We start from the raw sequence: 14,332 nt of genomic DNA, 5'->3' as shown, positions 1-14,332 counted from the left end.
CTACTTTTACTAAGCATAGACCCTGCAGCGAGGGTTTACAGGGATGGATTATTTTGTTCAATGCATTGATTAATAATGGATTATGAAAATCCAATCGTTCAGTCAGGTCAAATGACAAAAGATGTATAGAAAATGTCTATTTAAGGGATAGGTGGGGATGAAGGTAGGGAAAAACAATTCAAATAATAAACAAACAACAAAAAACCCTTAAGTCTGCTTGTTGGCAGGCTTAAGGGTTCCGGCCCCATCCGGCGCTTATCTCCGGCACTCATATTGGCTTAGCTCTTGAAGGGGCGATAAGAAGAATCTCATACACCGATTAGTTTTTTTTAACACTAATTGCGGTTTGACTCTTTTATAAACGCGTTCAATCACATATTTAACGCTGTGCCTCACTGAGCGTGTCCAGCAGCAGGCGTAGCCCTGCGGGTTGATGTTCACGTGAAAGGTATAAACCATAAATCGGCAGGCATTTAGGTTGAAGTTCTGGCAGTAATCGAATTAGCGTTCCCTGCGCCAGCCCTTCCTGCGCCTCCAGCTCTGGCACCAACGCGATCCCCATTCCGGCCACCGCCGACTCGCAGAGCAGCGAAGAGATCCCTGCACTCAAATTCCCTTTGATTGCAACGGAGACAGGCTGCCCCTGAGGATCCAAAAAGTGCCAGGATTGTCCGGCAAAACCGCTGTAGTACAGGCAATTGTGCCGTGTGAGATCGTCGATTGTCTCAGGCGTGCCATGTTGATGCAGATAATCTGCAGACGCGCAAAGCACCGATTTACAGTCGCCCAACCGACGGGCAATAGTCCCTGGCTCTGGATTATCCGTTATGCGGATCGCCACATCGATGCGTTCCCCCACAAGGCTTACCGGTTGATTATTGATCTCCACCTCAATACGTAATTGCGGATATTGCGCCATAAACGTCGGCAGAACCGGAGCAAGAATATGCATCGCGGTAAAATGGGCGCAGGCTACACGTAGCGTGCCGGAGGGAATTTGCGCGGCACTGGCGGCACCAATATCCAGCGAAAGTTGCGCCAGAGAACGTGTTTTCACTAATGCCTCTTCACCCGCTGGCGTGATCGTCAAGCGACGCGATGAGCGATGGATAAGCCTTGCGCCTGCCCATTTTTCCATCTCGTCGAGATAACGACTGACCATCGGACGGGAAAGCCCCAACGCACGCGCGGCTGCGCTAAGGCTACCCAAATCACAGATATGGTTGAATACCGTTGCCGCCATCACTCTGTCCATTGTTCCCATCCGATCGTTTTATGAAACTCAGCATGTCCTAATGAGGGAATTCTAACAGATCCGAATATCCTTAAAATACGGGAACTATCAAAAGACAATTTCCTGCACAAGGTTACCTGGTATGAAAGTTAAAACTCTGGCCCTGCTGTTACCTCTGTTTGCGTCTTCAGCTTTCGCCGCGCCGCTACAGCTGGACGTCTATAATCCACAGGATAAGGCTATTTTCCCGGTTTCTTCGACGCTGGTGTCTGGCCCAAAAGAGGCGATTTTGTTTGACGCCCAGTTCAGTACCAAAGATGGTGAACAACTGGTGCAAATGATTCGCGCCAGCGGTAAAACGCTGAAGGCTATTGTGATCACCTCCGGCGATCCAGATTTCTATTTTGGTCTGGAGCCCATCGTTAAGGCCTTCCCACAGGTAAAAGTCCTGGCAACGCCGCAGGTGGTAGACCATATCCGCGCCACCAAAGAGGCCAAGCTGCAGTTCTGGGGCCCGCAAATGAAGGACGGCGCGCCAACATCGCTTACCGTTCCGCAGGCGACTACGCAAACGCAGTTCACGGTTGATGGCGAAACGCTGGAACTGCGTCACACCAACGATTATGCAGCGTATATCTGGATCCCGGCGAATCGGGCCATTATTGGCGGCACAGGCGTGGCTTCAGGTATTCACGTCTGGACGGCGGATACACAGTCTGAACAACAACGTAGTGCATGGCGTAGCGTACTGAGCGAAATGCAGAGCTTGCAGCCCACTCAGGTGGTCCCGGGTCATTACATTGGCGACCGCCCAACCGGTGATAAAGCTATTCGCTTCACCCAGGACTATTTGCAGTCGTTTGAGCAGGCGCTAGGGGCGAAAAAAGGATCGGATTATGTGATTAAAACCATGACGGCTGCATGGCCAGGCCTTGCAGACGTAAGCTCGCTGGAACTAAGTGCGAAGGTTAACAGCGGCGAGATGAAGTGGTAATGAAGATTTAAGGCAAAAATAACCCCGAACGCGTGTCGGGGTTTCGTTACGATAAGCATACCGGAATCAATGAACGCCCATGCGCCAGGCAAAATAGATCTCTTCTTTCAGTTCAGTGGAAGAGAGCGCCAACAGATCTGCAAACTCCAGCTCAAGCTGTTTCAGCCTTTTCAGGTACTGAGCCGGTGAAAGATCGGTTTTATCACGACGTAAAAATTCTATTGCCAGTTGGGCAGGGTCTAATTGGGTAGACATATCATCCTCGCTTGTGTTCAAAACCTGCACAGTATAACACCATTCCCTGTGCAGATAATGACCAAAAGCAATATGCATCACAAAATTGCGGTCGTCAGACGCGACGTGCAGCACAATCGACCCTGCTCATCGAAGATTTCTATTTGCCACACCTGGTGACGAGAACCTGTATGTAACGCGCGACATACGCCCCTGACGAGCCCTTCCCGTGCAGAACGGATATGGTTGGCATTGATCTCCAGGCCCACCACTTTCTGCTCACCCTGAGTACACAAGTAGCCAGCTACCGAACCAATGCTTTCCGCCAGCACCACGGATGCGCCGCCGTGTAACAACCCAAAGGGTTGTTTGGTGCGATGGTCCACCGGCATCGTAGCTTCCAGCGTATCGTCGCCAATGTGCACAAAACGAATATCGAGCAACCCAACCATATTTCCTTCACCCATGGCATTAAGCGCCTCGAGTGTGACTTCACGTTTCCAGATCATCCTATAATCTCCAGCAGTGCCTGTAATGGGTGGCGAACGCCCGTACCTTCAACGCGTTTAACCTGGCTGCGACAGGAGTACCCTGTAGCCAGACAACGGTTACGTGGCAATCGTTGCATTGCCTGGTGCCATGATAACTCATAGATACCCAATGAGTTTTGGTGATTCTTCACTTCGTGACCGTAAGTGCCAGCCATACCACAGCACCCCACGCTGACGTTCTCCAGCTTTGCGCCAAAGCGAGCAAAAATAGCCGCCCATTGTGCAGGCGCGCCCGGTAAAGCCGTCACTTCGGTACAGTGGCCAAAGAAGTACCACGGTTCACCGCCAACAGCGACTGACTGCTGTGTTTCCACAGCTTTTGATAACCATTCGTTGGCCAGCAGCACATGGAAATCACCCCGCTGTTCTCCCAGCACCAGCTTGTATTCATCGCGATAACAAAGCACCAGCGCCGGATCAACACCCACCATCGGAATATTCAGCTTCGCTACCCGGTTAAGAAACTCGGATGTCTTTTTCGCCGTTTTGGCAAAACGGTTTAAAAAGCCTTTAATGTGCTGCGCCTTGCCATTTGGCGAAAACGGCAGCAGTACCGGCTGCATACCCAGTTTTTCTACCAGACGTATAAAATCAGCGACCACCTGCGCATCGTAATAGCTGGTGAAAGGGTCTTGTACCACCAGCACCGTACGGGCTTTTTGCTCGAGGCTGAGTAATTCGAGCTGTTCCAGCGTCATATTGGCAGAACGATGTCCCACCAGTTGGCGTTGCAGCGACGGCGCAGACAATAGCGGTAAATCAACCATTCCAATGTGCTTTTTAGCCAGATTTCGCACCAGCGGCTGATTGATGAAGAAGTTAAACGTTTTAGGCGCCCGCGCCATTAGCGGTGCATAGCTCTCAACGGTCGCCACCATATGATCGCGCAACGGGCGCAGATAACGCGTGTGGTACAGCTGCAGGAAGCGTGAGCGGAACTCCGGCACATCAATTTTAATCGGACACTGTGTGGAACAGGCTTTACACGCCAGGCACCCTGACATCGCCTCTTTTACTTCGTGCGAGAAATCGTATTCGCCCTTGCGTGCATGCCAGCTGTTGCGGGTACGGGTAATCAGCGTGCGTAAACTGGCGCGTTTCTCCGGTAGCTCTTTTTCCAGTTGCACAGGATCGATCCCGCGATCGGCCAACAGACGCAGCCACTCACGTACTAGCGTAGCTCGCCCTTTCGGAGAATGGATACGGTTAAGGCTGATTTTCATCGACGGACACATGGGGCTTTTCGCATCGAAGTTAAAGCATAACCCGTTGCCATTACACTCCATTGCCCCACGCCACTCCTGGCGTACGGCCAGCGGGATTTGACGGTCATACGTTCCGCGTTTCACCGCGTCCACTTTCATCATCGGCGCATCAACGTCTTCCGGTGGACAGATTTTGCCGGGGTTGAGCCGGTTTTGCGAATCAAACACCGATTTCACTTTGCGCAGTTCACGATACAGTTCATCACCGAAAAACGCCGGACTGTATTCCGCACGGAAACCTTTACCGTGTTCACCCCACAACAAACCGCCATATTTTGCCGTCAGCGCGACGACATCATCGGAAATGCGTTTCATCAGCACTTCCTGCTGCGGGTCGCACATATCCAAAGCCGGCCTAACGTGCAGCACGCCAGCATCCACGTGGCCGAACATGCCGTAACTCAGACCATGGCTGTCGAGCAGCGCGCGAAACTCGGCAATATAGTCAGCCAGATGCTCCGGAGGAACGCAGGTATCCTCGGCGAACGGAATTGGCTTCGCGGAACCTTTTGCATTGCCCAGCAGACCGACAGCCTTTTTGCGCATGGCGTAAATTCGTTCGACGCCCGCCAGTTCGGTACATAGCTGCCAGCCAATGACGCCCGCTTCCTGGCGAGCGATTAACCCATCCAGGCGTTCGCAGAGTGCGCTGACTTGCGAATTAATCAAGGTTTCGTCGTCACCGGCAAACTCGACAATATTCAGGCCCAGCATCTCTTTATCCGCGACATCGGTAATCAGTTCGCTTACCGAGTGCCAGACGATGTCTTCACGCGCCAGATTGAGTACTTTGGAGTCGACGGTTTCTACCGACAATGCGCGCGCTTCCACCATCACCGGCGCGTTACGCAACGCCGAATCAAACGAATCGTACTTAACGTTAACCAACTGTCTGACTTTGGGCAGTGGCGTGATATCAAGGCGGGCTTCGGTGATAAACGCCAGCGTACCTTCAGAGCCGGTAAGAATGCGGGTTAAATCAAATTCGGTCATCTCATCGTTAAAGACGTGCCGCAGATCGTAACCCGTCAGGAAGCGATTAAGTTTCGGGAATTTATCCATGATCAGCTGTCGGTTATCACGACAACGCTCATAAACGGTCTTATAGATACGGCCAATCGTGGTATTGCTTTTACCCAGCATTTCGGCAAGCTCGACCGGCATGGGCTGGGTATCCAGAATATCACCGCCCATCAGCACCGCACGGATGCCCAACACATGATCGGAAGTTTTACCGTAAACCAACGATCCTTGCCCGGACGCATCGGTGTTGATCATCCCGCCGAGCGTTGCCCGGTTACTGGTGGATAATTCCGGGGCAAAGAAATAGCCATATGGCTTCAGAAACTGGTTGAGCTGGTCTTTTATCACCCCGGCTTCTACCCGCACCCAACCTTCTTGCGGGTTGATTTCAATAATCCGGCTCATATAGCGGGACATATCAACAATAATGCCCTGGTTCAGCGCCTGACCGTTGGTCCCGGTGCCGCCGCCGCGCGGGGTAAAAATCAACGACGAGAATAGCGGTTCTGCCGCCAGACGGGCGATTAGCGCCACATCTGCGGTTGAACGAGGGAAAACGACAGCATCAGGAAGCAGCTGGTAAATACTGTTATCCGTCGACATTGTCAGACGATCGGCATAGCTCGTTGCCGTATCACCCGTGAATCCTTGCTGCTCCAGCGCCTGCAAAAAATTGAGCACCAGCTGAACGACACCTGGCGCCTGAGAAATTTGTGGAATCATTATAGTGACCCTTTCCTGCGGTCTGTGTTGTGAATTTAATCGTTTGCGTGTTGCTTTGTTTGTTGTATCACATTTTTTTCTAATACGCTCAGCAGATTTACAGGCAGAATCCGCCTGTTCAAAACCGCTGAAATTGCTCATCATTATAGAGTGTGATTAACGTGTTCACGTCGCGTCAACGTTCTGGCGCAAAGACAAAGGTGAAAAGTATTTATGGTAAATTTCCGTCAGCCCAGGGATATTGCACAAGTGCTGCTATCGGTGCTGTTTTTAGCCATCCTGATTGTGGCCTGTCTCTGGATTGTTCAGCCCTTTATCCTCGGTTTTGCCTGGGCAGGTACGATTGTCATTGCGACCTGGCCTATCCTGCTACGCTTACAAAAATTGCTCTGGGGACGTCGTTCACTTGCCGTACTGGTGATGACACTGTTGTTAGTGCTGTTGTTCATCATCCCTATCGCGCTGCTGGTTAACAGTATCGTCGATGGCAGCGGGCCGCTGATCCATGCCGTAACCGCAGGTGATATGACGCTACCGGATCTGGCTTGGTTGAACAGCATTCCACTGGTGGGTGCCAAAATGTATGGCGCATGGCACAGTTTACTGGATATGGGCGGTTCGGCCATTATGGCCAAGGTTCGTCCTTATATCGGTACCACCACCACCTGGTTTGTCGGTCAGGCCGCGCATATCGGCCGCTTTATGATGCACTGTGGTCTGATGCTGCTGTTCAGCGCCCTGTTGTACTGGCGCGGTGAACAGGTCGCATTAGGTATTCGTCACTTCGCTTGCCGTCTTGCCTCAAAACGTGGCGATGCTGCCATTCTGCTGGCCGCGCAAGCCATTCGCGCCGTCGCATTGGGCGTTGTGGTCACCGCTCTGGTGCAGGCAGTGCTCGGGGGAATTGGTCTGGCGGTAACCGGCGTACCTTACGCCACGCTGCTGGCGGTATTGATGATCCTGTCTTGTCTGGTGCAACTGGGGCCGTTGCCGGTGCTGATTCCGGCCATTATCTGGCTGTACTGGACGGGTGATTCAACCTGGGGCACGGTTCTGCTGGTCTGGAGCGGCGTAGTCGGAACGCTGGATAACGTTATTCGACCGATGCTGATTCGTATGGGTGCCGATTTGCCACTGATCCTGATTCTCTCCGGAGTCATCGGCGGACTGATTGCCTTCGGCATGATTGGTCTATTTATCGGTCCAGTAGTGCTGGCCGTTTCCTGGCGTCTGTTCTCCGCCTGGGTAAACGAAGCCCCTGCGCCAGGTACCAATCCGGATGAAATCCTCGAAGAAATTGCTGAAATCGAACGCAATAAGTAATCCAACATCAGGCGGCAGCGCCGCCTGATTGTTTAACAATACTAATCAATCCTCCCTCTTGCGGGATTAGACCCAACCTCGTCCTTCTTAAAATAATCATTTGTGTCGCAAATTCTTTACAGTTTTTAAACTATTGAGATGAATCTGATCGACGTAAAAAATCACTATGCCTACTATTAGGCCATGGCTTTAGATCAACACATTGATTTATAAGCATGGAAATCCCCTGAGTGAAACAACGAATTGCTGTGTGTAGTCTTTGCCCATCTCCCACGATGGGCTTTTTTTTGTCCTTCGCGCGCCACTCCACCAACCTTAACGCACCAACACATTATCTTCCCCGTCAAGGAACAAATAATATTGCACAAAATACTGTGACTCTCTTCAAGCAGAAATATCCACAGCAATGTTATTACTATTCCACCGTCTTTTATGAAGTGACCAAATAATGAACGCATTAGAACTACAGGCGATCCGCCATATTTTTGCTATGACGGTGGAAGAAAGCGCCAGGTATATCGCGCGCGATAACAATGTTGCCGCCTGGCAGCAATGGGAAAAGGGTGAAAGAGAAATTCCAGAAGACATCATCCGCATTTGTTCAGAAATGAAAGCAAGGAGGAAGTTAAGAATTAATGCAATTATCGACAAAATAAATAATCGTATCGGTAATAACACCATGCGTTTTTTCCCCGATCTGAACGCTTTTCAGGCGGTTTATCACCACGATGGTTTTCTCGACTGGAAAATCTATCAGTCGGCTGCTGTTGAACTCTATGCTCACGATCTCGAGCGTATGTGTTAAGAGATTGCAACGCCATACCTATTTAGCCTCTTCGCTGAGTAACACATTATGAAAAACACCTATTTCTCCACTGCGATAGGGCTGTACCTAAATTACCTTGTGCACGGTATGGGGGTCATTCTGATGAGCCTCAATATGTCTTCGCTGGAACAACAGTGGCAAACCAATGCTGCGGGCGTCTCGATTGTTATTTCCTCACTCGGCATCGGCCGCTTAAGCGTTTTATTAGTGGCAGGGATGCTTTCCGATCGCTACGGTCGCAGACCATTTATTATCCTTGGTATGACCTGCTACCTGATTTTCTTTATTGGCATCATCAATACTCACAGTATTTTTCTTGCCTATGCTTTTGGTTTTTTAGCAGGAATGGCAAACAGTTTTCTCGATGCCGGAACCTATCCCAGCCTGATGGAGGCATTCCCCCGCTCCCCCAGCACGGCCAATATTTTGATAAAAGCCTTCGTCTCCAGCGGTCAGTTCCTGCTGCCAATGATCATCAGCCTGCTGGTGTGGGCCGAACTTTGGTTTGGCTGGTCCTTCCTGCTGGCGGCTGCCGTTATGATACTCAACGGCGTGTTTTTGTTTCGCTGTCGGTTTCCTCCACACCCCGGGCCTCATATCGTCATCCGGGCACAACCTGCAGAACGAGAAACCGCACAACCTGAACATCGTTGCTCCCTGCTCGACCTTGCCAGTTACACCCTGTACGGCTACATCGCAATGGCAACATTTTACCTGGTAAGCCAGTGGCTGGCGCAATACGGACAGTTTGTCGCAGGAATGTCCTATACGTTATCTATCAAACTGTTAAGCATTTATACCTGCGGCTCTCTACTGTGCGTGCTGATCACCGCCCCGCTGGCGCGAAAAGCAGAACGCGCGACATCGATGCTGATGCTGTATACGTTTATCTCATTTGTCGCACTGCTGATGGTTTGTCTGCATCCGACACCCTACGTGGTCATTATCTTTGCGTTTGTCATCGGTTTTTCTTCCGCAGGGGGCGTTGTGCAAATCGGTTTAACGCTCATGGCCGCACGCTTTCCGCATGCGAAGGGTAAAGCGACCGGTATTTACTACAGTGCGGGCAGCATTGCGACCTTCACTATTCCATTGATAACAGCAAAACTCTCAGAAACCAGTATTGCTCACATCATGTGGCTTGATACTGGCATAGCTGCTGTTGGGTTCCTGTTGGCGTTGTTTATTGGTTATCGCAGCCACATCGCGTCAAAGCATCAGCTAAAAATGATACAAGCCGTAGAATAGCGTGGATGCAATATTGTTCCCCCCTTCTGCAAAATAATTGACATATGTTTTAAAACATCAACAAAACACCGGCTGGCAGAGTTCAATTTCACAGTGTGTTATGCAATATACCTGGTAACTTAAACGCCATGCTATGTAGGCTCTGTGGCTGCTGCCCGGTATATTAATTACAAGGTCGCCGCAATTTAAACAATATCGACGAGCACAGAACAATTTTAAAATCCGCAAGGAGTTGTGAAAATGTCTCAAAGCAAGACCTTTAATACGCCATTTCTTTTGGCGATAACCTGTATTTATTTAAGTTATTTCCTACACGGCATTAGCGTCATTACACTGGCGCAAAATATGACCTCTCTTGCAGAAAAGTTTTCCACCGACAATGCAGGAATTGCCTATTTAATTTCAGGCATTGGTCTGGGGCGACTGGTGAGCATCTTATTCTTTGGCGTGCTCTCAGATAAATTTGGTCGTCGGGCTATCATTCTGTTAGGGGCGATTCTTTATATACTGTTCTTCTTCGGTATTCCCGCCAGCCCTAATCTGATGATTGCCTTTATTCTGGCCGTTTGCGTTGGCGTGGCAAACTCGGCACTGGATACCGGTGGGTACCCGGCGTTAATGGAATGCTTCCCTAAAGCCTCTGGCTCAGCCGTTATCCTGGTGAAAGCTATGGTCTCGTTTGGGCAGATGATCTACCCCATCGTCGTCAGCACCATGCTGCTCAACCATATCTGGTACGGTTATGCGGTCATTATCCCAGGTGCGTTGTTTGTAGTCATTACCCTGATGCTGCTAAAAAGTCGTTTCCCCAGCCAGATGGTGGATGCCGGCATCGCGAAAGATCTGCCACAGATGAACAGTAAACCGTTGGTCTGGCTGGAAGGTGTGGCATCCGTCATGTTTGGTGTTGCTGCCTTTTCGACTTTTTACGTCATCGTGGTCTGGATGCCGAAATATGCGATGGCCTTTGCCGGTATGGCAGAATCCGACGCACTGAAAACAATCTCTTACTACAGTATGGGGTCGTTGGTCTGCGTATTTATCTTTGCCGCATTGTTGAAAAAATGGGTACGACCTATTTGGGCAAACGTATTTAACGCCGGACTGGCAACCATCACCGCAGCCGTGATCTATTTATACCCATCTCCGCTGGTTTGTAACGCCGGTTCATTTCTCATTGGATTCTCTGCCGCTGGCGGTATTTTACAGCTCGGTGTTTCGGTGATGTCGGAGTTCTTTCCCAAGAGCAAAGCCAAAGTCACCAGTATTTATATGATGATGGGTGGCGTAGCCAACTTTATTATCCCATTAATCACCGGATACCTCTCTAACATTGGTCTGCAATACATTATTTTGCTGGACCTTGCATTTGCTCTGTTGGCTTTTGTCACCGCCATCATCGTCTTTATTCGTTACTACCGCGTATTTGATATCCCCAAAAATGATGTGCGGTTGGGCGAGCGTTATTTTCAATAAATTGTTTAGAAGGAGTATCAAATGGACGTAACTGCTAAATATGAACTGATTGGTTTGATGGCTTACCCTATCAGACACAGTCTGTCGCCTGAAATGCAAAATAAGGCATTAGAAAAAGCGGGATTGCCATTCACTTATATGGCATTTGAAGTTGATAACTCAACGTTTGCTAATGCCATTGCCGGGCTGAAGGCCTTAAAGATGCGGGGTACCGGGGTCTCAATGCCCAACAAGCAGCTGGCATGTGAGTATGTTGATGAATTAACACCCGCAGCCAAGCTGGTCGGCGCAATTAACACTATCGTCAATGATGATGGTTACCTGCGCGGTTACAATACCGATGGCACGGGCCATATTCGTGCAATTAAGGAAAGTGGTTTCGATATCAAAGGTAAAACCATGGTACTGTTGGGCGCAGGCGGTGCGTCGACGGCTATTGGTGCACAGGCAGCGATTGAAGGCATCAAAGAAATTAAACTCTTTAACCGCCAGGATGAGTTTTTTGCCAAAGCGCAGGAGTTTGCCAAACGCGTCAATGAAAACACCGACTGCGTGGTCACCGTTATCGATCTCGCCGATCGCCAGGCTTTTGCTGACGCACTTGCCAGCGCAGATATTTTGACCAACGGCACTAAAGTCGGCATGAAGCCGCTGGAAAATGAATCTCTCGTGACCGACGCGTCCCTGCTGCGTCCGGAACTGCTGGTAACCGAATGCGTCTACAACCCGCATATGACCAAATTATTGCAGCAGGCACAAAGTGCTGGTTGCAAAACAATTGATGGTTACGGCATGTTGTTGTGGCAAGGGGCTGAACAGTTCAAGCTCTGGACCGGGAAAGATTTCCCACTGGAGTATGTGAAACAGGTTATGGGTTTTGCCGCCTGACGGGCAAGCATTTGTACAATAGTTAAAGGGTAATCAATGAAAACCGTAACCGTAAAAAACCTCGTTATTGGCGAGGGTGCGCCGAAGATCATTGTCTCGCTGATGGGTAAAGACATCGCAACGGTAAAAAGCGAAGCGCTGGCCTATCGCGAAGCGGATTTCGACATTCTGGAATGGCGCGTAGACCATTTCGCCGATGTCTCTTCCATTGAGGCGGTGTTGGAAGCTGCGCGCACCATCCGCGATGTGATGGCTGACAAACCACTGCTTTTCACCTTCCGTAGCGCCAAAGAAGGCGGTGAACAGGCTCTGTCTGTCGAGCACTATATTGCACTTAACCGCGCGGCGGTAGACAGCAGTCTGGTGGATATGATCGATCTGGAACTGTTTACCGGTGACGAACTGGTCAAAGCGACCGTCGAGCATGCGCATGCGAAAAATGTCTTTGTGATAATGTCCAATCACGATTTTCATAAGACACCAGCCGCGGAAGAGATTGTCCAGCGCCTGCGTAAAATGCAGGAGCTGGGTGCAGATATCCCCAAGATTGCCTTGATGCCGCAAAATAAAACGGATGTTCTGACGCTGCTTAGTGCCACGCTGGAAATGCAAGAACGCTATGCCGATCGCCCGATAATCACCATGTCGATGGCTAAAACAGGGGTGATTTCACGTCTGTCTGGTGAGGTTTTCGGTTCAGCGGCAACCTTTGGGGCAGTAAAAAAAGCCTCCGCACCAGGACAAATTTCGGTCACCGACCTGCGTACTGTATTGACAATATTGCATCAGGCTTAATTACAGATATATCCATATAAATATCAGTAATGCCCTACCCCAGATATTCGTCTAACCACGGATATCTGGCCGGTAATTAAGCGTTATTAAATAACTCACAATATTATTGTCGAATATAGCGACAGGTAGTCGCACGCATATAATCTGGAGTTCACATGAAATTTTCAAGGCCAAATCGTATAGATGGTCGGGTACCCGTATTATCCGCTGCAGATGCAGTCAATTATATTCCTGATGAAGCAACGCTTTGTGTATTAGGTGCTGGAGGGGGTATTCTCGAAGCAACAACATTAATTAATGCACTGGCTGAAAAATATAAAAACTCACAGTCACCGCGAAATTTAGCGTTGATTAGTCCTACAGGTTTGGGTGACCGTGCCGACCGGGGAATTAGCCCACTGGCACAGGAAGGTTTAGTCAAATGGGCATTATGCGGACACTGGGGACAATCACCGCGAATCTCCGATCTGGCTGAACAAAATAAAATTGCCGCCTATAACTATCCTCAGGGCGTATTAACCCAAACCCTGCGTGCATCGGCGGCTCACCAGCCGGGGATCCTTAGTGATATCGGCATCGGTACATTTGTTGACCCTCGCCAACAGGGCGGTAAGCTGAATGAAGTGACCACCGAAGATCTGATCAAATTGGTGGAAATTGATAACAAAGAGTACCTGTATTACAAAGCCATTGCGCCAAACATCGCCTTTATTCGCGCCACCACTTGCGACAGTGAAGGCTACGCCACCTTTGAAGATGAAGTGATGTATCTTGATGCGCTGGTGATTGCCCAGGCCGTACACAATAACGGTGGCATCGTTATGATGCAGGTGCAAAAGATGGTGAAGAAAGCCACGTTGCATCCGAAATCGGTGCGTATTCCCGGCTATCTGGTCGATATTGTGGTCATCGACCCCGACCAAACGCAACTGTATGGTGGCGCGCCGGTTAACCGCTTTATCTCTGGCGATTTTGTTCTCGATGACAGCCAACAGACTGCCCTGCCGCTCAATCAGCGTAAACTGGTGGCCAGACGCGCCCTGTTTGAAATGCGCAAAGGTGCGGTCGGCAACGTTGGCGTAGGCATTGCCGATGGCATTGGCCTCGTCGCGCGCGAAGAAGGCTGTGCTGACGATTTTATTCTGACAGTCGAAACGGGTCCGATTGGCGGCATCACCTCTCAAGGTATTGCTTTCGGCGCCAACGTCAACACCCGCGCCATTCTGGATATGACCTCCCAGTTTGACTTCTATCACGGTGGTGGACTGGACGTGTGCTATTTAAGTTTTGCCGAAGTCGATCGCCACGGCAACGTCGGCGTACACAAATTCAATGGCAAAATCATGGGTACCGGCGGTTTTATCGATATTAGCGCCACCTCCAAAAAAATTATTTTCTGCGGCACGTTAACTGCCGGAAGTCTGAAAACGGAAGTTGCCGATGGCAAGTTAAATATTGTGCAGGAAGGTCGGGTGAAAAAATTCGTCAACGAATTACCTGAAGTGACTTTCAGCGGAAAAATTGCTCTCGAACGTGGACTTGATGTGCGTTACATCACTGAACGCGCTGTATTTACGTTAAAAGCAGATGGTCTTCATTTAATCGAAATTGCACCGGGAGTCTCTTTACAGGAAGACATCCTGGACAAGATGGATTTCACACCAATTATTTCGCCAAATCTGAAGCTGATGGACGAAAGATTATTTATCGATGCCTCGATGGGTTTTGTATTACCCGACGCCGCCAATTAAA

The 14,332-nt window shown here is 49.9% G+C and carries 12 protein-coding genes and 1 other RNA gene; 9 read left to right on the top strand and 4 right to left on the bottom strand.

What is annotated here, in order from left to right:
• Positions 1-379: 379 nt before the first annotated feature.
• Positions 380-1,255, bottom strand: a complete 876-nt coding sequence (locus C2U43_RS10935; RefSeq protein WP_103285113.1) for a LysR family transcriptional regulator — start codon at positions 1,253-1,255, stop codon at positions 380-382.
• 121 nt (positions 1,256-1,376) lie between these two features.
• Between C2U43_RS10935 and C2U43_RS10930 the strand changes: the two genes are divergently transcribed.
• The gene (locus C2U43_RS10930) at positions 1,377-2,228 is read left to right on the top strand and encodes a Vmh family MBL fold metallo-hydrolase (RefSeq protein WP_060682288.1); all 852 of its coding nucleotides are present in this window, start codon (positions 1,377-1,379) and stop codon (positions 2,226-2,228) included.
• A gap of 66 nt (positions 2,229-2,294) precedes the next feature.
• On the opposite strand, the gene C2U43_RS10925 is transcribed toward C2U43_RS10930, so the two are convergent.
• The 3 genes from C2U43_RS10925 to ydiJ form a co-directional block, all read right to left on the bottom strand.
• Complete coding sequence (locus C2U43_RS10925) at positions 2,295-2,483, bottom strand: YdiH family protein (protein ID WP_003030540.1); 189 nt, start codon at positions 2,481-2,483, stop codon at positions 2,295-2,297.
• Positions 2,484-2,560: 77 nt separating this feature from the next.
• Complete coding sequence (gene menI, locus C2U43_RS10920) at positions 2,561-2,971, bottom strand: 1,4-dihydroxy-2-naphthoyl-CoA hydrolase (protein WP_008784603.1); 411 nt, start codon at positions 2,969-2,971, stop codon at positions 2,561-2,563.
• Positions 2,968-6,024 carry a D-2-hydroxyglutarate dehydrogenase YdiJ gene (gene ydiJ / locus C2U43_RS10915; RefSeq protein ID WP_103285112.1) on the bottom strand — a complete coding sequence of 1,019 codons (3,057 nt, stop codon included), beginning with the start codon at positions 6,022-6,024 and terminating at the stop codon, positions 2,968-2,970. The genes menI and ydiJ overlap by 4 nt, the downstream gene beginning before the upstream one ends.
• A gap of 213 nt (positions 6,025-6,237) precedes the next feature.
• Here ydiJ and ydiK point away from each other — a divergent pair, with 213 nt between their 5' ends.
• From ydiK to C2U43_RS10875, 8 genes are all read left to right on the top strand, one after another.
• Entirely contained in the window at positions 6,238-7,347 is a 1,110-nt protein-coding gene (gene ydiK, locus C2U43_RS10910) for an AI-2E family transporter YdiK (protein WP_003832632.1), read from the top strand.
• Positions 7,348-7,530: 183 nt separating this feature from the next.
• An RNA gene (gene rprA, locus C2U43_RS10905) (antisense sRNA RprA) lies at positions 7,531-7,638 on the top strand.
• A gap of 157 nt (positions 7,639-7,795) precedes the next feature.
• The gene (locus tag C2U43_RS10900) at positions 7,796-8,152 is read left to right on the top strand and encodes a YdiL family protein (protein WP_008784601.1); all 357 of its coding nucleotides are present in this window, start codon (positions 7,796-7,798) and stop codon (positions 8,150-8,152) included.
• A gap of 48 nt (positions 8,153-8,200) precedes the next feature.
• On the top strand, positions 8,201-9,421 hold the full coding sequence (locus C2U43_RS10895) for an MFS transporter (RefSeq protein WP_103285111.1): 1,221 nt from the start codon (positions 8,201-8,203) through the stop codon (positions 9,419-9,421).
• A gap of 240 nt (positions 9,422-9,661) precedes the next feature.
• Entirely contained in the window at positions 9,662-10,897 is a 1,236-nt protein-coding gene (locus C2U43_RS10890) for an MFS transporter (protein WP_032943180.1), read from the top strand.
• 21 nt (positions 10,898-10,918) lie between these two features.
• Positions 10,919-11,785 (top strand): quinate/shikimate dehydrogenase, encoded by an 867-nt coding sequence (gene ydiB, locus C2U43_RS10885; RefSeq protein WP_003836604.1) that lies wholly within the window; start codon positions 10,919-10,921, stop codon positions 11,783-11,785.
• 36 nt (positions 11,786-11,821) lie between these two features.
• Positions 11,822-12,580: a type I 3-dehydroquinate dehydratase gene (gene aroD / locus C2U43_RS10880; RefSeq protein ID WP_048235496.1), complete on the top strand. Its 759-nt coding sequence runs from the start codon at positions 11,822-11,824 to the stop codon at positions 12,578-12,580.
• Between the two features lie 155 nt (positions 12,581-12,735).
• Positions 12,736-14,331 carry an acyl CoA:acetate/3-ketoacid CoA transferase gene (locus tag C2U43_RS10875; protein WP_008784596.1) on the top strand — a complete coding sequence of 532 codons (1,596 nt, stop codon included), beginning with the start codon at positions 12,736-12,738 and terminating at the stop codon, positions 14,329-14,331.
• The last annotated feature ends 1 nt before the right edge of the window (position 14,332 follow it).

Origin of the sequence: Citrobacter freundii complex sp. CFNIH9 (assembly GCF_002903305.1) — a bacterium.
Taxonomy (GTDB): domain Bacteria; phylum Pseudomonadota; class Gammaproteobacteria; order Enterobacterales; family Enterobacteriaceae; genus Citrobacter; species Citrobacter portucalensis.
Note: the sequence above shows the minus strand (reverse complement) of the source record. Positions and strands in the feature narration are given on the sequence as shown.